Source organism: Rhodococcus sp. IEGM1339 (genome assembly GCF_050321925.1).
Classification (GTDB): domain Bacteria; phylum Actinomycetota; class Actinomycetes; order Mycobacteriales; family Mycobacteriaceae; genus Rhodococcus; species Rhodococcus pyridinivorans.
Map to the genome: position 1 here is coordinate 96837 of NZ_JBNQFT010000014.1, position 16938 is coordinate 113774.

The 16938-nt window shown below is 68.3% G+C and carries 14 protein-coding genes and 1 pseudogene; 7 read left to right on the forward strand and 8 right to left on the reverse strand.

What is annotated here, in order from left to right; all coding sequences use genetic code 11:
• From ACQR3U_RS14470 to ACQR3U_RS14480, 3 genes are all read left to right on the forward strand, one after another.
• Complete coding sequence (locus tag ACQR3U_RS14470; protein ID WP_230810715.1) at positions 1 to 630, forward strand: DUF4126 domain-containing protein; 630 nt, start codon at positions 1 to 3, stop codon at positions 628 to 630.
• Positions 631 to 642: 12 nt separating this feature from the next.
• Positions 643 to 1608, forward strand: a complete 966-nt coding sequence (locus tag ACQR3U_RS14475) for an alpha/beta hydrolase (protein ID WP_024103174.1) — start codon at positions 643 to 645, stop codon at positions 1606 to 1608.
• Between the two features lie 309 nt (positions 1609 to 1917).
• Entirely contained in the window at positions 1918 to 2160 is a 243-nt protein-coding gene (locus ACQR3U_RS14480) for a hypothetical protein (protein WP_064061768.1), read from the forward strand.
• Between the two features lie 39 nt (positions 2161 to 2199).
• Here ACQR3U_RS14480 and purH read toward each other — a convergent pair whose 3' ends face one another.
• Genes purH through ACQR3U_RS14500 form a run of 4 tightly spaced genes read right to left on the reverse strand, consistent with a single transcriptional unit; the run spans position 2200 to position 7194 of the window.
• A complete protein-coding gene (gene purH / locus ACQR3U_RS14485) occupies positions 2200 to 3762 on the reverse strand; it encodes a bifunctional phosphoribosylaminoimidazolecarboxamide formyltransferase/IMP cyclohydrolase (protein ID WP_006553767.1) in 1563 nt (520 codons plus the stop codon).
• Positions 3749 to 4396 (reverse strand): phosphoribosylglycinamide formyltransferase, encoded by a 648-nt coding sequence (gene purN / locus ACQR3U_RS14490; protein ID WP_230810750.1) that lies wholly within the window; start codon positions 4394 to 4396, stop codon positions 3749 to 3751. Before purN ends, purH begins: the two co-directional genes overlap by 14 nt.
• A 55-nt stretch (positions 4397 to 4451) precedes the next feature.
• A complete protein-coding gene (locus ACQR3U_RS14495) occupies positions 4452 to 6053 on the reverse strand; it encodes a cell division protein PerM (RefSeq protein WP_230810714.1) in 1602 nt (533 codons plus the stop codon).
• Between the two features lie 49 nt (positions 6054 to 6102).
• The gene (locus tag ACQR3U_RS14500; RefSeq protein ID WP_230810713.1) at positions 6103 to 7194 is read right to left on the reverse strand and encodes a DUF5336 domain-containing protein; all 1092 of its coding nucleotides are present in this window, start codon (positions 7192 to 7194) and stop codon (positions 6103 to 6105) included.
• 83 nt (positions 7195 to 7277) lie between these two features.
• On the opposite strand from ACQR3U_RS14500, the gene ACQR3U_RS14505 reads away from it, so the two are divergent.
• Entirely contained in the window at positions 7278 to 7901 is a 624-nt protein-coding gene (locus ACQR3U_RS14505; RefSeq protein WP_230810712.1) for an IMPACT family protein, read from the forward strand.
• 68 nt (positions 7902 to 7969) lie between these two features.
• Here ACQR3U_RS14505 and sucD read toward each other — a convergent pair whose 3' ends face one another.
• Positions 7970 to 8872 carry a succinate--CoA ligase subunit alpha gene (gene sucD / locus ACQR3U_RS14510; RefSeq protein ID WP_006553762.1) on the reverse strand — a complete coding sequence of 301 codons (903 nt, stop codon included), beginning with the start codon at positions 8870 to 8872 and terminating at the stop codon, positions 7970 to 7972.
• A gap of 16 nt (positions 8873 to 8888) precedes the next feature.
• Positions 8889 to 10058: an ADP-forming succinate--CoA ligase subunit beta gene (gene sucC / locus ACQR3U_RS14515; protein WP_006553761.1), complete on the reverse strand. Its 1170-nt coding sequence runs from the start codon at positions 10056 to 10058 to the stop codon at positions 8889 to 8891.
• Positions 10059 to 10500: 442 nt separating this feature from the next.
• On the opposite strand from sucC, the gene ACQR3U_RS14520 reads away from it, so the two are divergent.
• Positions 10501 to 11490 carry a M23 family metallopeptidase gene (locus ACQR3U_RS14520; protein ID WP_006553760.1) on the forward strand — a complete coding sequence of 330 codons (990 nt, stop codon included), beginning with the start codon at positions 10501 to 10503 and terminating at the stop codon, positions 11488 to 11490.
• 110 nt (positions 11491 to 11600) lie between these two features.
• Here ACQR3U_RS14520 and pcrA read toward each other — a convergent pair whose 3' ends face one another.
• Complete coding sequence (gene pcrA, locus ACQR3U_RS14525; RefSeq protein ID WP_230810711.1) at positions 11601 to 13979, reverse strand: DNA helicase PcrA; 2379 nt, start codon at positions 13977 to 13979, stop codon at positions 11601 to 11603.
• Positions 13980 to 14213: 234 nt separating this feature from the next.
• Between pcrA and ACQR3U_RS14530 the strand changes: the two genes are divergently transcribed.
• Positions 14214 to 14549 (forward strand): chorismate mutase, encoded by a 336-nt coding sequence (locus ACQR3U_RS14530; RefSeq protein ID WP_006553758.1) that lies wholly within the window; start codon positions 14214 to 14216, stop codon positions 14547 to 14549.
• Positions 14550 to 14701: 152 nt separating this feature from the next.
• Here ACQR3U_RS14530 and ACQR3U_RS14535 read toward each other — a convergent pair whose 3' ends face one another.
• Positions 14702 to 16153 carry an NAD-dependent succinate-semialdehyde dehydrogenase gene (locus ACQR3U_RS14535; RefSeq protein WP_230810710.1) on the reverse strand — a complete coding sequence of 484 codons (1452 nt, stop codon included), beginning with the start codon at positions 16151 to 16153 and terminating at the stop codon, positions 14702 to 14704.
• Between the two features lie 119 nt (positions 16154 to 16272).
• Here ACQR3U_RS14535 and ACQR3U_RS14540 point away from each other — a divergent pair.
• A pseudogene (locus tag ACQR3U_RS14540) lies at positions 16273 to 16938 on the forward strand (glucose-6-phosphate isomerase); the annotation flags it as partial.

Genomic DNA, 16938 nt, shown 5'->3' on the forward strand with positions numbered 1-16938 from the left:
ATGGACACCTGGATCCTGGCGGCCCTGCTCGGGCTGGGGCTCGCGGCCGCCACCGGGCTGCGCACCTTCCTGCCGCTGCTGCTCCTGTCGGCCGCGGTCCACTTCGAACTCTTCGGGGTCGTCCTCAACGAATCGATGCAGTGGCTCGGGTCCACCTCGGCGCTCGTCGCCCTGACGATCGCCACCGCCGTGGAGGTCGTCGCCGACCTCGTGCCGCTCGTGGACAACGCACTGTCCGCCCTCGGCACGGTGACCCGACCGGTCGCGGGTGCGCTTGCGGCGTGGGCGGCCTTCGCGAGTCTCGATCCCGCGATGGCGGCACTCGCGGGCATCGTCATCGGCGCCCCGACCGCCCTGGCGGTGAGCACGGCGCAGACGGGCACGCGGGTCGCGAGTACCACGACCACCGCCGGTTTCGGCAACCCGGTGCTGTCGATCGTCGAGAGCGTCGCCTCGTTCGTCACGTCGCTGATCGCGCTGCTCGCTCCCCTGCTCGTCGTCCCGCTGCTGGCGCTGTTCGGATGGCTCGGCGTACGGGGCTACCGTCGGGTACGCCGGGCCCGTTCGTCACGCACGAAACCGACGCCACACCGCGGCGCCCTCGACACGGGCCGGTCCGGCGACTTCTGATAGACACATGACATGTCGGACACCGAGATCACCTTTTCCAGCGGCGACGTGACCCTGCACGGCAGCCTGCGGGTACCCGTCTCCATGAGGGGTCCGGTGCCCGCCGTGCTGCTGCTCGCCGGCAGCGGTCCCACCGACCGCAACGGCGACAGCGCACTGCTCCCCGGATCGATCGGCACCCTGCGGCATCTCGCCGACGTGCTCGAACGCAAGGGATTCGCGAGTCTGCGCTACGACAAGCTCGGCAGCGGTGTGACCGCGCTCGGCCCGTACAGCGTCGAGGACGTCGCCGATCTCGGTTTCTCGACATTCATCGACGGCGCCGCCGATGCGCTCGCCTTCCTCGGTTCGCAGCGCGGGGTCGACCCGGAGCGGCTCTACGTCGTCGGGCACAGCGAGGGCGCGCTGATCGCGCTGTCGCTCGCCCAGGACAACGACTCGATCGCCGGACTCGGCCTGCTCGAACCGCTCGCCGTGCGCCTGCTCGACCTGCTGACCGCCCAGATCGACGCACAGCTCGACGCCGTCGTCGCCGCGGGACAACTTCCCGTCCAGATCGCCGATGAACTGCGGGTCGCGCTCACCGGCGCGGTCGAGTCGCTCCGCGCCGACGGCACCCTCAGCGACACTCTCCCCGAGCCGCTGCGCAACGCCGGGCTCGTCCCCACCAACGCGAAGGCACTCGCCGAGGAGGACGCGCTCGATCCGCGGATGCTCGCCGCACAGGTCGCCGGCGACCTGCCGGTGCTCACCGCGGTCTCGTCCAAGGACATCCAGGTGCGGGTCGAGGACGTCGACGCGCTCGACGCGGCACTCGTCCACACCCGTCTGACGTCGCTGCGCATGACGCGCACCAACCACGTACTCAAGGACATCGGCGACCAGCAGTCGACGGGCGCCGACTACGTCGCCGACCTGCCCTTCTCCGACGAGTTCACGTCCGGTTTCGAGGCGTGGCTCGACAAGCTGAGGGGCTGATCGGCCCACCCCCACGCACGGACGACGCGGAAATAACAAATGTCCATTCCGCGTTGTTCGTGTATGGTCATCCGTTAACCAACTGGTTCACATGAGAAAGGTACGGTCCGATGCGATACAAGCACATGTACGTAGCCGGTTGTTCCGTACCGTTTTCTCACTTCTTCTTCCACTTCGCGGCGGAGCGATCCCGAGAATAGAAGTCACACGACGACTCGTTCTCGGGCACTCGGGGCACATACGCCCCGGGTGCCCTTTCTCTATCCCCGACCGCGACCCGTACAAGATCACCTCGATAGGAGAAACACCATGAAACTGAGAATCGAATCCGGCGGCACCGTGTCGACCGAACTGCCCGAAGACCTCACCGGTCACGCCATCACCATCGACCTGAGCCGGGTCGGCGGTACCGAGAGCGGCGCCGCCTCCGCGGATCTCATCCGCGAGCTGCTCGACCGCGGCGCTGCCAAGCTCGTCATCTCCGAGGGGCGCGGCAAGCGCACCGTCGAACCCACCGCGCACGACAACGGCACCCACGCGCACGCCGCCTGAGCGACGATGCGCGTGGGTGCCGCGCGTGTGTGTTCGTGACTAGTGCGCGAAGTGCCGCGCGCCGGTGAGGTACAGCGTCACGCCGGCCTCGCGAGCGGCCTCGATGACCTCGTTGTCGCGCACCGAGCCACCCGGCTGCACGATCGCCTTCACGCCGGCCTCGGTCAGCACCTGTAGACCGTCGGCGAACGGGAAGAAGGCATCCGACGCGGCCACCGACCCGGCGACACGATCACCCGCACGGGTGACGGCGAGTCGCGCCGAGTCGACGCGGTTGACCTGACCCATGCCGACACCGACGGTCGCGCCGCCCGAGGCCAGCAGGATCGCGTTGGACTTCACTGCACGGCATGCGCGCCAGGCGAATTCGAGATCGCGCAGCGTGGCCTCGTCGGCTGCCTCGCCGCACGCGAGCTGCCAGTTGGTGGTGGAGTCGCCGTCCGCGGTGAGCACGTCGCGCTCCTGCAGGAGCAGCCCGCCGGAGATCTGACGGATCTCGACCGGAGCCGACTTCGGCGAATCGGCGCGCAGGATGCGGATGTTCTTCTTGCGGGAGAGCACGTCGACAGCCCCGTCGGCGTACGACGGGGCGATGATCACCTCGGTGAAGATCTCGGCGACCTGCTCCGCCATCTCGACGCTCACCTCACGGTTGGCGGCGATGACGCCACCGAAGGCCGAGACCGGATCGCACTCGTGCGCGTTGCGGTGCGCGGTGGCGATGTCGTCGGCGATCGCGATGCCACACGGATTGGCGTGCTTGATGATCGCGACGCACGGCTCGCTGTGGTCGTGCGCGGCGCGCCAGGCGGCGTCGGCGTCCTGGTAGTTGTTGTAGGACATCTCCTTGCCGTGGAACTGCTCGGCCTGCGCGAGCCCCGGCTCACCGGCCTCGTTCACGTACAGGGCCGCGGCCTGGTGCGGGTTCTCGCCGTAGCGAAGGACATTCGCGCGGGTCCAGGTAGCGCCGGTCCACGCCGGGAACTGCGACTCGTCGCCCTCGGGCGCCGCGTAATCGCTGTTCATCCAGCTCGCCACCGCGACGTCGTAGGCGGCGGTGTGCTGGAACGCCTGCGCGGCAAGACGCTTTCGCTGCTCGAGGGTGAAACCGCCACCCTCGACGGCGGCGAGCACGTCACCGTAGGCGGCCGGGTCGACGACGACCGCGACCGACGGGTGGTTCTTCGCCGCGGCACGCACCATCGACGGGCCACCGATGTCGATCTGCTCGACGCACTCGTCGGGGCTCGCACCCGAGGCGACCGTCTGCGTGAACGGGTAGAGGTTCACGACGACGAGTTCGAACGCCTCGATGCCCAGATCGGCGATCTGATCGAGGTGGTCCTGCTTGCGGGTGTCGGCGAGGATGCCGGCGTGCACGCGCGGGTGCAGGGTCTTCACCCGGCCCTCGAGGCACTCGGGGAAGCCGGTCAGTTCCTCGACCTTCGTCACCGGCACGCCTGCGTCGGCGATGGTCTTGGCCGTGGAGCCGGTCGAGACCAGCTCGACACCTGCCGCGTGGAGCCCTGTCGCCAGCTCCACCAGCCCGCTCTTGTCGTACACGCTGACCAGCGCGCGGCGCACAGTCTTACGTTCGGTCACCGGGGATCACGGCCTTTCGTCCATCGGAAACAACTCCACGGGTGGCGACGGCGGCGACCATCTCGGCCAGCAGCCGCCGCTCCACAACCTTGATGCGCTCGTGCAGGGTGTCCTCGTCGTCGTCGTCGAGCACCTGCACGGCTTCCTGCGCGAGGATCGGTCCGGTGTCGACTCCCCCGTCGACGAGATGCACCGTCGAACCGGTGACCTTGACGCCGTAGGCCAGGGCGTCGGCGACGGCGTGCGCGCCGGGGAACGACGGCAGCAGCGCGGGATGAGTGTTGATGATGCGGCCGGCGAACCGTTCCAGGAACGCCGAACCCAGGATCTTCATGAAGCCTGCGGACACCACGAGGTCGGGTTCGTGGGCGGCGACCGCGTCGGTCAGCGCGCGGTCCCACGCGGTGCGGTCCTCGAAGTCGCGCAACGCGACGCGGAACGAGGGGATCTCCTCGTCGGCGGCGTGCCCTTCGGCGGGGCATTCGCGGTCGACACCGACAGCGACGACTGTCGCGGGATATCCGTCGGTCCGGGTGGCGTCGAGCAGCGAACGCAAGAGGCTGCCCGTGCCCGAAGCGAGGACGACGAGCCGCGCCGGCGCGGTGGGCGGCAGCTGGTCACGCGAGGCAGTCAGGGTCCACTCCTGTGAAGTCGAGGTGGGTCGGCCGATCGACCGGCCGTAGGAGAGCCTAGTCGGCACCCTTTTCGGTCTTGTTCGCGACCTCCTCGGCGGGCTCGTCGTCGTCCTCGGCGTCATCCTCGTCGACGACCTCGACCACCTCGGCGTCGATGACGTCGTCGGCGTCCGCATCCTCTTCGAGGCTCTCCGCGTCGTCCTCGGCAGCCTCGTCCTCGTCGACTGCGGCGGCTTCGTCCTCGTCGACTTCTGCCACCTCGCGCTCGGCGGCGGTGGTGTCCTCTGCCACAGGAGCTTCGAGTGCCGAGGTCTCGTTCTCGGCCGCCTCGAGTTCTCTGTCGGCTCCTGCATCAGCGGCGTCGTCGGCCTCGGCCGCGTCCGTCGCATCCTCCGAGGTCTCCTCGTCCACCTCGGTGTCGGCGCGCAGTGCCACCGCGGCCAATCGTCCTTCGCGCCACACGAGCAGCTGCGCCGTGATGATGCCGAGCAGGCCCGACCAGGCGAAGACGAGGATGCCGGCGAGCCACCAGTTGGCGCCGACCGTTCCGAAGACGCCGAGCGGGCCGCCCGCAACCCAGGTCGCCAGCGCCGTGACGAGTCCGGCGCCCGCTGCGGCAGCGAGCACCGTCCATGAAGCGTCGGCGCTGCCCACCGGGGCACCGTCGGCCTTCGCCTGCAGGGTTCGCTGCGCGGCGAAACGTCCGAGCAGCGCACCGACCGTCGCCGGAACGGCCAGCAGCACCGGCCAGAACGCTGCGGCCGGACCCGAGGGGACCGCCGCGAGCACCGGCAGCGCCGGGAGGTCACCGCTCGTCGCCTCGAACAGGCTCAGGTGGATGTCGCCGACGTGCACGGTGCTGCCCGCCAGAACGGCCGCGGCACCGATGATGACGTTGGGCAGGTACAGGATCGACATCACCGTCAGCCCCAGCACGCCGGTCCAGTGATCCCCGCGCGCGAGCAGTTCACCGACGACGTTCCACGACCACAACAGTCCGGCGACGACCGCCACCCCACCGAGGGCGAACATCCCCAGCAGCACCCGCAGTGCCGGACGGAAGGCGAGCACGAGCCAATCGGGAGCCGAGTAGTAGCGCACCAGCGGCTTCCACACACGGGAGCCGATACCGATGAGAGCCGCGGCCAGGTAGATGGCGGTGACCCACGCGAGCGCGGCAGCTGCATTCGGAGGCGTCACCGGCAGCACGCTCGCCGCATCCTGCAGCACGATCAGCGACGCCGCGGTCACCAGTAGCGGGCCGGCGAGGACGGCGACGGTGATGCGCGAGACATCCTGACGGTCGAGGGCGTACCCACTGTTCTCGACGAGCGCGTCGGCCGCGGACGCACACCCGCGCGCCGCCTGCCACACCAGGACCGCGGTGGGCAGCAGCGGCAGCACACCGAGCGACGTGCCGTCGATCGTGAGCGTCACCTGGTGCAGTGCGAGCCACGTGCCGGCGATCGCAGCGTAGATGCCGGTGAGGTCGCTGTTGGCGACGACCATCGTCGTCACCACGATGGTGGCCACGACGGCGAGCGTCACCGCCGGAACGCGGGCCGCGGTGCCGAGCAGGATGCGAAACCGCTCCGGGTCCAGGCTGTCGTCGTCGGTTGGAACGTGCCGGGTGGACCGGCCGAGCGTCGAAGTCATCGGTTCGAGAGTGTCACCGACACGGCGATCGTGGTGTCAGGCGCGCCGATCACCGCTGGTCGTCCGGTGCGCGGAAGGCCTGCGTGGCGTCCTGGTCGCCGGTCGCAGTGGTCCCGGTCTCCTCGCGACGTTCCGTGCCCGTCGTGTCGTCATCGGACACTGTGCCGTCCGCCCGGGTGGCTGGGCCGTCCGCCCGGGTGTCGGTGTGGTCCGTCGAGTCCTGAGCGCCGTGCGGTTCCTGGACCGGGTACTGCTGGGTCGGCTGCGCACCCGTGTACTGCTGGCCGGCGCCGTACTGCTGGGCACCGGAATACTGTGCTCCCCCGCCGTACTGCTGAGCGCCCGGGAACTGCTGAGCGCCCGGGAACTGCTGGGAACCGGGGAACTGCTGGGCTCCGCTGTACTGCTGCCCGCCGTACTGCTGGGCGTCCGGATACTGCTGGGAACCGCCGTACTGCTGCGACCCCGAATACTGCTGCGCGCCGGAGTACTCCCCCGACGTCTGCTGTCCGGGATACGCCTGGTGTCCGGGATGCGGCGCACCGAACTGGGACTGCCCGACGGCTCCCTGCTGCGAGCCGTAGGGCTGGCCGTATCCCTGCGGACCGTAAATCTGCGGCGAACCGGAGCCCTGGGGCTGACCTGTTCCCGCACCGGTCCCGAATCCCTGGTACTGCCCGGCGCTCTGCGGCGACCCGAAGGAACTCCGCTCACCCGACCGGCCGGACACGAGGATGCCGAGGCCGAACAGCAATGCGACGAGCGCCAGCGCGAACTGCAGGAAACCGAGGACGAGGATCGTCACGCCGCCCCACGCGATCCCGGTGTCCTCGGGCAGATGGAAGAGCTGGAACAGGGATGTCACGAAACCGACGCCCGACGCCGCGACGGCCACCGCACGCAGGTCCTGGCCGGGGAGCAGCGACAGCGCCGCGCTCACACCGCCGAAGAGCAGGAAGGCCAGCGGCACGACGGCGAAGCCGAAATCGAAGGACGTGAGCGCCACCTGCGAGCCGAAGGTGATGTTCACGAAGGGCGTGAGGCCGAGGAGGAAGTTCACGGCACCGAGCACGGCCACCGCGAGTGGCAGCAACAACGGCACCACCTTGCTCTGGGCGGATGCGCCTGCGGGGAATGTCATCGATTCTCCTGCCGTCGATCGGTGTGTGTCGGTCACTCGTCCTGCAGTCAACAGCCTAGGGACTACCCGAGAGAATGGGGTCCATGCCGCACACTCTCGCCCCGGGCCCCGACGTCGTGATCGAGACGGAGGTGAAGCACTCGCGTTTCCTCGCCGCGGTTCGTCGTGTCGACACGGCCGACGCCGCGCTCGCCTTCGTCGACGAACAACGCCGACTGTATCCCGATGCCCGACATCACTGCTGGGCGTTCGTGGTGGGTGACGACCCGTCGGCGCGTGCCGAGCGGTCGAGCGACGACGGGGAGCCGGGCGGCACGGCCGGCATCCCGATGCTGCAGGTCCTGCACCACCGGGATCTGGTGAACGTCGCGGTGGTGGTAACCCGATGGTTCGGAGGGATCAAGCTCGGCGCGGGCGGGCTGGTGCGCGCGTACTCGGGTGCGGTCGCGACGGCCTTGGACGAGGCGCCCCTCGTCGAGCGCAGGCAGCAGGAGAAGTTCACCCTCGCGATCGATCACGGCGAAGCGGGTCGCGTGGAGGCGGAACTGCGCGGCCGCGGGGTCGCAGTGCTCGACGCGGCCTATGCGGACCGGGTGGTCCTCACCGTCGCGGGGCGCGAGCGGAGCGCACTGGAGGGCTGGGTGGCGTCACTGACGTCCGGGGCGGGCGAACTCGAACCCGCGGGAGTCGACTGGATCGACTCCTGAAACGGCGCGTGCGCGCCTCCCGATGGCGGAACGCCACCGGAAGGCGCGCACGGAAGGCGACGCTGCTGTCAGAGCGACTGCAGGATCTCGCGAGCGAGCGCAGCGGTCTCGGACGGCGTCTTGCCGACCTTCACGCCGGCCGCCTCGAGAGCGTCCTTCTTGGCCTGAGCGGTGCCCGAGGAGCCCGAGACGATGGCGCCGGCGTGGCCCATGGTCTTGCCCTCGGGAGCGGTGAAGCCTGCGACGTAGCCGACGACGGGCTTGGTCACGTTGGCCTTGATGTAATCGGCCGCGCGCTCCTCGGCGTCGCCGCCGATCTCGCCGATCATGACGATGACCTTGGTCTCCGGGTCCTTCTCGAACGCCTCGATGGCATCGATGTGGGTGGTGCCGATGACCGGGTCGCCGCCGATGCCGATGGCGGTCGAGAAGCCGTACTCGCGCAGCTCGAACATCATCTGGTAGGTCAGGGTGCCCGACTTCGAGACGAGGCCGACCGGACCCTTGCCGGCGATGTTCGCCGGGGTGATGCCGACGAGCGCCTCACCCGGGGTGATGATGCCGGGGCAGTTGGGGCCGATGATGCGGGTCTTGTTGCCCTTCTGGACGTTGTACGCCCAAGCGTAGGCGGAGTCCTGCACCGGGATGCCCTCGGTGATGACCACGAGCAGCGGGATCTCCGCGTCGATGGCCTCGACGATGGCGTCCTTCGAGAAGGCCGGGGGAACGAACGCGATCGAGACATCGGCGCCGGTCTCCTTCATGGCCTCGGCGACGGAGCCGAAGACGGGGAGCTCGACCGGGTTGCCGTCCTTGTCGGTGTGCGAGACCGTCGTGCCGGCCTTGCGGGCGTTCACGCCGCCGACGACCTGGGTGCCGGCCTTGAGCATGAGCGCGGTGTGCTTGGTGCCCTCGCCGCCGGTGATGCCCTGGACGATGACCTTGGAATCCTTGGTAAGGAAGATTGCCATTGTTCTGTGTGTCCCTTTACTTCGCTGCGAAGGCGAGTTCGGCCGCCTTGTCGGCAGCCTCGTCCATGGTGGCGACGACCGTGACCAGCGGGTGGTTGGCCTCGGCGAGGATGCGGCGACCTTCGTCGACGTTGTTGCCGTCGAGGCGGACGACCAGCGGCTTGTTGGCCTCGTCGCCGAGGATCTCGAGGGCCTTGACGATGCCGTTCGCGACCGCGTCGCACGCGGTGATGCCACCGAAGACGTTGACGAACACGCTCTTGACCTGAGCGTCGTTCAGGATGACGTCGAGACCGGCAGCCATGACGGCCGCAGAGGCGCCGCCACCGATGTCGAGGAAGTTGGCGGGCTTGACGCCGCCGTGCTTCTCGCCTGCGTAGGCGACGACGTCGAGGGTCGACATGACCAGGCCGGCGCCGTTACCGATGATTCCGACCTCGCCGTCGAGCTTGACGTAGTTGAGGTCGTTCTCCTTGGCCTTGAGCTCGAGGGGATCCGTGGCGTCCTTGTCCTCGAACTCGGCGTGGCCGGGCTGACGGAAGTCGGCGTTGGCATCCAGGGTGACCTTGCCGTCGAGGGCGAGGATCTGGTCGTCCGGGGTACGGACGAGGGGGTTGACCTCCACGAGAAGAGCGTCTTCCTTGACGAAGACCTCCCACAGCTTCTGGATGGTCACGGCTGCGGCGTCGAGGACCTCGGCGGGCAGGTGGCCCTTCTCGGCGATCTCGCGCGCGAACGCGAGGTCGACACCCTTGACGGCGTCGACGGGGACCTTGGCGAGGCGCTCCGGCTTGGTGGCGGCGACCTCTTCGATCTCCATGCCGCCCTCGACCGAGCACATCGCCAGGTAGGTGCGGTTGGTGCGGTCGAGCAGGAAGGAGATGTAGTACTCCTCCGCGATGTCGCTGGCCTCGGCGACCAGGAGCTTCTTGACGATGTGACCCTTGATGTCGAGCCCGAGGATGTTCTCGGCGTGGGTCTGCGCGTCGTCTGCGGTGGCGGCGTACTTCACGCCACCGGCCTTGCCGCGGCCGCCGACCTTGACCTGGGCCTTGACCATGACCGGCTTGCCGATTTCCTCCGCGATCTCGCGGGCACCGGCGACAGTGTCGGTAACACGGCCGGCCGACGTCGGCACGTCATGCTTGGCGAAGAGTTCCTTCGCCTGATATTCGAAGAGATCCATCTGCTCACCGTCTCGTCTGCGTTCACGCCCGCTCCGGGGTATCGAGCGGGTCGTTTCGGACTCTAGTTTCTCGGCCGGGCCGCGGATCACGCGCGGCAGTCCCATGTGGCACAGGTCACGCGCGCGTAGGTCCGGGAACGACTTCACAGTTCCCCTCCCGGGACGTGGCGGGCGCCACGTTCGAGCGGAGCACTCGGTTCAGAATGACAGGTACCCACTCGCTCCCCGACACCGGATCCCACGCTGCCGCGATGCAACAGACTCGTGACGTGTCGGAAAACAGTGTTTGGAACTCCGGCCGCTGGGGAATGTCCCAATTTGCCCCGGTTTGCACTGTGATGCCACTCACATAACGTCCGCCGGACGAACTACGGCTTGCCACCCCCGCGATCACTTCGTTACCGTCGCCTGGTCGAAGTAACGATGAGGTCACGAACGGAGGATGGCGATGCGCTCTGGTAACCCGAGTGCCGAGAGCCGAACCCGCCGTCCCGAATCGGCACCCGAAGACTGGAATGCCTGGGAAGCCGCCACGATGGACTTCCGTAACACCGGCCCCGGTTCCGAGCCCACCTACTACTCCGACTCCTTCGGCCATGCCGTCCGCGACGACCGCTTCGCGCAGGATCGTCGCGACGAGAGCACCGACGTCACCGCTCCCGCATCCCGCGGTGGAGCCCATCGACTTCCCACTCCCCCCACTGCCCTCAAGGGCCGCGCCGCAGTCTTCGCGGTCGCCGCAGGCGCCGTGGTCGCCGCGGGCCAGGCCGCAGCCAATGGTGGTCCGGGACAGAACACCGAGCACTCCGAGGTCGCTCTCGCCGCCGGCGAAGCCGATTCCTCGATCATCACGGCCACCGCAGTGCCGCAGGCCGCACAGTTCGCGCCGAGCGCCGACGCCGAGCCGTCGCAGGCCCCGCAAGTGCTCAACATCGCCGACCCGAACGACCTGTCGCAGTTCTCGAATCTCCTGGCCAAGGGCCAGCGATTCAGCGAGGAACGCGCTGCACGCGAGGCCGCGGCCCGTCGCCCGCTGTTCGTCCTCCCCGCCGCGGGGTCGTTCACCTCGAACTTCGGCGCACGCTGGGGCACCCTCCACGCCGGCGTCGACATCGCAGGCCCCATCGGCACCCCGATCCTCGCGGTCGCCGACGGTGAGGTCATCGATTCCGGCCCGGCTTCCGGCTTCGGCATGTGGGTCCGCCTCCTCCACGCCGACGGCACCATCACCGTGTACGGGCACATCGACCAGTCCCTGGTGACCGTGGGTCAACACGTCATGGCCGGCGACCAGATCGCCACCATGGGCAACCGCGGCTTCTCCACCGGCCCGCACCTGCACTTCGAGGTGCACCTCAACGGCGTCGACAAGATCGATCCCGTCCCGTGGCTCGCCACCCGGGGTATCGCCCTCGGCATCCAGCGCGACTGACCGACCTCGCCGCCGTACGTTCGGCGTGCGTCCCGTTCCGCCCTCTTTCCCGCTTCGGTGCGGACCCGCTCTTTCGTGCGAATCCGCGCCTGACACAGGCTTTCAGGGCATCACAGTTTGATCATCGGCACACCGCCGACGAGCATCAACCGCACCTTGCCGGCACTGCCGAAGTCGATCACGACGGTGGCCGTGGGGCCCGAGCCCCGAGTTTCGAGAACCGTTCCGAGACCGTACTTGTCATGGCTGACGCGGTCGCCGACGTCGAGCACCAAGTGGTTGTTGCGTCCGCGCGCCGCACCGAAACTCGGTGTTCCCGAGGATCCGCGCCGCTCGCCCGCACCGAACCGTGAACCAGTGCCCGAGCCGATCGCCTGACCACGGGCGGGCGTGGGCTCGAGGCGTCGCCAGTCGATGAGGTGCTGCGGAATCTCTTGCAGGAAACGAGATTCCGGGTTGGTGAGCGGCTGCCCCCAGGACGAACGCAACACGGCCCGCGTGAGATAGAGACGACGCCGGGCGCGCGTGATGCCGACATACGCGAGTCGCCGTTCCTCGGACAGCTCGGCCGGATCGCCGAGGGCACGCATGTGCGGGAACTGGCCGTCCTCCCAACCGGTGACGAACACAACCGGGAACTCGAGGCCCTTCGCGGTGTGCAACGTCATCAGCGTGACCACACCGGCCTCGTTCTCCGGGATCTGGTCGGCGTCGGCGACGAGCGAGACCTTCTCGAGGAACGCCGCGAGCGATCCTAGTTCGGGATCCCCCTCTTCACGTTCGTCGTCGACGATCCCGGCCGCGTTACGGACGTCGGCACTGAATTCCCTTGCCACGCTGACGAGTTCGTGGAGGTTGTCGAGACGGGCGCCGTCCTGCGGGTCGTCGCTCGCCGACAACTCGGCGCTGTATCCGGTGCGATCGAGGATCGCCTCGACGACGTCGCCGATGTCCACCATGTCGTTGCCGTCGGCGTCGCTCGCGACGAGCATCGCCCGCAGGCCGTCCATCATCTCGACGAAACCGGCGATCGCCTTCTGCGCCCGCGTGTTCAGCAGCGCGACCTTGCCGGCCGCGGCGTCGGCGAGGGCCTGCCCGAAGCTCACACCGAGCCGCTCGGCGTGCACCGCCACGCACGCCTCGGCACGATCGCCGATACCGCGGCGAGGGGTGTTGAGGATGCGGCGCAGGCTCACCGTGTCGTCGGGGTTGTCGAGCACCTTCAGGTACGCAACGACGTCGCGCACCTCCTTGCGCTCGTAGAACCGCACACCGCCGACGACCTTGTAGGGCACACCGTGCCGGATGAAGACGTCCTCGAACGCGCGGGAGGCATTGTTGGTGCGGTAGAACACCGCGATGTCGGAGTAGGTGGTGTCGCCGCCGTCGACGAGCCGGTCGATCTCGGCGGCGACGAACCGCGCCTCGTCGTGCTCGTTGTCGGCGACGTAGCCGGTGATGAGTTCGCCCTCACCCGAATCGGTCCACAGCCGCTTCTCGCGGCGACCCGCGTTCTTGGAGATGACGGAATTGGCCGCCGACAAGATGTTCTGGGTGGAGCGGTAATTCTGTTCGAGCAGGATCGTGCGCGCCTGCGGATAGTCGCGCTCGAACTCCTCGATGTTGCGGATCGTGGCGCCGCGGAAGGCGTAGATCGACTGGTCGGCGTCGCCCACCACGCACAGTTCGCTCGGGAGGACGGCGGATTCCTCCTCCGGATCGCCCACGAGGGTGCGCACCAGCACGTACTGCGCGTGGTTGGTGTCCTGGTACTCGTCGACCAGGACGTGACGGAACCGGCGCCGGTAGTACTCGGCGACCTGCGGATGAGCCTGCAGCAGCGCCACCGTCTCGCCGATGAGGTCGTCGAAGTCGAAGGCGTTCGCCGTGCGCAGGCGCTGCTGGTAGTGCGCGTAGACCCGAGCAACGACGCGGGTGAGTTCGGTGGCCGCCGAATCGGTCTCCGCCTCGTGGGCGGCTTCTTCCGGCCCGATCAATTCGTTCTTCAGGTTCGAGATCTGTGTGGACAGCAGCCGGGCGGAGTACTTCTTGCTGTCGAGTTCGAGATCCTTCGCGATCATCGTGAGCAGACGACGGGAATCGTCGGCGTCGTAGATCGTGAAATTCGAATTCATGCCCTGCAGCAGACCCGCCTGCGCGCGCAGGATCCGGACGCAGCTCGAGTGGAAGGTCGAGACCCACATCGCATTCGCGCGCGGTCCCACCAGAGCCGCCACCCGCTCGCGCATCTCGGCGGCGGCCTTGTTGGTGAACGTGATGGCGAGCACCTGACCAGGGACGACGCCGCGCTCGGCCAGCAGATAGGCGATGCGACGCGTGAGCACCGCAGTCTTGCCGGAGCCCGCGCCCGCGACGATCAGCAGCGGGGCTCCTTCGTGCGTGACCGCTTCTCGCTGCTGCGGATTGAGCCCTTCGAGAAGAGCATCGGATCCGGGGCGGGAGTTTGCGAGCGCGACGGGAGTGTTCATCGTTTCACCAAACTACCGGACCGTTCGGACAACGGATCCGGACCACACAGTCGATCAAGCCGAGTGGCAGGGCCTACATGGTGAGTGGCAAACTGGAGATCATGTCTTCTGTCCTTTGCAGGCTCGGATCGAGTTCCGGTTGTCGCTGTCGATTCCCGACTGCCGGCCCGACCCGATACCGGTAACAGCCGCTCCCATACGGGCGATCCTTCAGAGCAGATGCGAGGAGACGACATGAGCACGCACATCGATTCTTCCCTTTCCGGCGAGCCGGACCAGGCGAACGCCGGAACACCGGCCGCGACCGACGACACCGCAGTGCCCACCGAGGCCGAGATCGAGGAGCTCCGCAAGGAGATCGATCGTCTCGACGCCGAGATCCTGGCCGCGGTCAAGCGCCGCACCGAGGTCTCCCGCATGATCGGGCGTACCCGCATGGCGTCCGGCGGTACCCGTCTCGTGCACAGCCGCGAGATGAAGGTCCTCGAGCGGTTCAGCGAGTTGGGCCAGGAAGGCCACACCCTGGCGATGCTGCTGCTCCGCCTCGGGCGTGGCCGCCTGGGCCACTAACGGCGTGGCCGTCCGCGTCACTGACGGCGAGGCCGTACGCGTCACTGACGGCGAGGCCGTCCGCGTCACTGACGGCGAGGCCGTCCGCGTCACTGACGGCGAGGCCGTCCGCGTCACTGACGGCGAGGCCGTCCCGACCATCGCCGAGTTCCCTACTGCAGGGCGATGTACTTGGTTTCGAGGAATTCCTCGATGCCTTCGGTACCGCCCTCGCGTCCCAGCCCGGAATCCTTGATTCCGCCGAAGGGGGCCGCGACATCCGAGACGACACCGCGGTTCACACCGACGATGCCCGTTTCGAGCGCATGCGACACGCGCAGGGCCCGGTCGAGGTCGCGCGTGAAAATGTAGGCAGCGAGCCCGTAGCGGGTATCGTTCGCCGCTGCGAGGGCTTCCTCCTCGGTGTCGAAGCCGGTGACGGCCGCGACCGGCCCGAAGACCTCTTCCTGCAGGATGCGGGCCTGCTTCGGCACGTCGTCGAGCACGGTGGCCGGGTAGAACCATCCCGGTCCGTCCGCGGGTTCACCGCCCAGGCGCACCGAGGCACCCGCCGACACCGCGTCCTGCACGAGTTCGATCACGGTCTTCTTCTGGTTCTCGTTGACCAGGGGGCCCAGCGTCGCGTCGGGGTCCGTTCCCGGCCCGAGCTTGTACGACGCCATGCGTTCGGTGAGCTTGGCGACGAAGGCGTCGCGCACCGAGTTGTGGACGTGGAAGCGGTTCGCGGCCGTGCATGCCTCTCCCCCGTTGCGCAGCTTGGCTGCCACCGCGCCCTCGACCGCGGCGTCGAGGTCGGCGTCCTCGAAGACGACGAACGGCGCGTTGCCTCCGAGCTCGAGCGAGGTGCGCAGCAGCGAACGACCGGCCTTCTCGGCGAGCATGCGCCCGACCTCGGTGGAGCCGGTGAAGGTGAGCTTGCGCAGCCGGGGATCCTCGAGGAGCGGCCCGGTGACCTCACCGGCATGTGAAGACGGGAGCACCGACAGGACACCCTTGGGTAGTCCTGCCTCGTCGAAGAGCTGCGCGAGCAGCTGGATCGTGAGGGGCGTCTCGGACGCGGGCTTGACGATGATCGTGCATCCCGCCGCGAGGGCGGGACCGATCTTGCGGGTTCCCATCGCGAGCGGGAAGTTCCACGGTGTGATGGCCAGGCAGGGACCGACGGGTTGTTTCGTCACGAGAACGCGACCGGTGCCGGCAGGGGCGGGCGTGTAGCGACCGGCGATGCGGACCGCCTCCTCGGAGAACCATCGCAGAAATTCGGCGCCGTAGGTCACCTCCGATCGGCTCTCCGGTAGTGCCTTACCCATCTCGAGTGTCATGAGCAGCGCGAAGTCGTCGGCGCGTTCGGTGATCTTCCGCCACACCGTCCGCAACAGTTCGGCGCGTTCTCGCGGCGGGGTCGCAGCCCATTCCGGACCGGCCGCGACGGCCGCGTCGAGGGCCCGCAAGGCATCACCGGGCGCGGCATCGGCGACACGGGTGAGTTCGTCACCGGTCGCGGGATCGTGGACTCCGAAGGTGGCTCCGTTCTCGGCCGCCACCCACTCACCGCCGAGGAACAGGTCGGTGGGGACGGACCGAATCAGTTCTGCAGCATTCATATGCCCCATCATGCGCGTCGCGGTCGCTCGCTGTGGGAAACCGAGGGATCCCTTCGTCACACACCGGGGCCCAGTTGCACACCGGGCGCACCGTGTCGGGGCGCACTACTGTCGACGACATGAGCGACGTAACCGCAACGGCACCGTGGAAAGCTCTGGAAGACCATCGCGACCGGCTCGAATCGGTGTCGCTGCGGCAGTTGTTCACCACCGAACCCGACAGGGTCTCGGCGTTGACGGTCCCTGCCGGGGATCTGGTGATCGATTTCAGCAAACAACGCCTCGACACCCCGGTCGTGCAGGCCCTGCTCGAGCTCGCCGACACCGCGGGGATCGCCGCGGCTCGGGAGGCGATGCTCTCGGGTGCGCACATCAACGTCACCGAGGATCGGGCGGTGCTGCACACCGCCCTGCGTCTGCCCCGCGATGCGCAGTTGATCGTCGATGGGGTCGATGTCGTCGCCGATGTCCACGCCGTGCTCGACCGGATGGGCGAGTTCACCGACCGCCTCCGCAGCGGCGACTGGCGCGGCGCCACCGGGCAGCAGATCACCACGGTGGTCAACATCGGCATCGGCGGCTCCGATCTCGGCCCGGCAATGGTCACCCGCGCACTGCGGCGCTTCCACGACGGGCCGGCGACGCGGTTCGTCTCCAACGTCGACCCCGCCGATCTGACCGCGGCACTGGCCGACCTGGACCCGGCGACGACCGTGTTCATCGTCGCGTCGAAGACGTTTTCCACCCTCGAAACCCTCTCCAACGCCACCGCCGCCCGCCGCTGG

What these genes read in the sequence shown, in the direction of transcription:
- ACQR3U_RS14470 (WP_230810715.1), top strand. Translation starts at nt 1, where the DNA reads ATGGACACCTGGATCCTGGCGGCCCTGCTCGGGCTGGGGCTCGCGGCC.
- ACQR3U_RS14475 (WP_024103174.1), top strand. Translation starts at nt 643, where the DNA reads ATGTCGGACACCGAGATCACCTTTTCCAGCGGCGACGTGACCCTGCAC.
- ACQR3U_RS14480 (WP_064061768.1), top strand. Translation starts at nt 1,918, where the DNA reads ATGAAACTGAGAATCGAATCCGGCGGCACCGTGTCGACCGAACTGCCC.
- ACQR3U_RS14495 (WP_230810714.1), bottom strand. Translation starts at nt 6,053, where the DNA reads ATGACTTCGACGCTCGGCCGGTCCACCCGGCACGTTCCAACCGACGAC.
- ACQR3U_RS14500 (WP_230810713.1), bottom strand. Translation starts at nt 7,194, where the DNA reads ATGACATTCCCCGCAGGCGCATCCGCCCAGAGCAAGGTGGTGCCGTTG.
- ACQR3U_RS14505 (WP_230810712.1), top strand. Translation starts at nt 7,278, where the DNA reads ATGCCGCACACTCTCGCCCCGGGCCCCGACGTCGTGATCGAGACGGAG.
- sucD (WP_006553762.1), bottom strand. Translation starts at nt 8,872, where the DNA reads ATGGCAATCTTCCTTACCAAGGATTCCAAGGTCATCGTCCAGGGCATC.
- sucC (WP_006553761.1), bottom strand. Translation starts at nt 10,058, where the DNA reads ATGGATCTCTTCGAATATCAGGCGAAGGAACTCTTCGCCAAGCATGAC.
- ACQR3U_RS14520 (WP_006553760.1), top strand. Translation starts at nt 10,501, where the DNA reads ATGGCGATGCGCTCTGGTAACCCGAGTGCCGAGAGCCGAACCCGCCGT.
- pcrA (WP_230810711.1), bottom strand. Translation starts at nt 13,979, where the DNA reads ATGAACACTCCCGTCGCGCTCGCAAACTCCCGCCCCGGATCCGATGCT.
- ACQR3U_RS14530 (WP_006553758.1), top strand. Translation starts at nt 14,214, where the DNA reads ATGAGCACGCACATCGATTCTTCCCTTTCCGGCGAGCCGGACCAGGCG.
- ACQR3U_RS14535 (WP_230810710.1), bottom strand. Translation starts at nt 16,153, where the DNA reads ATGAATGCTGCAGAACTGATTCGGTCCGTCCCCACCGACCTGTTCCTC.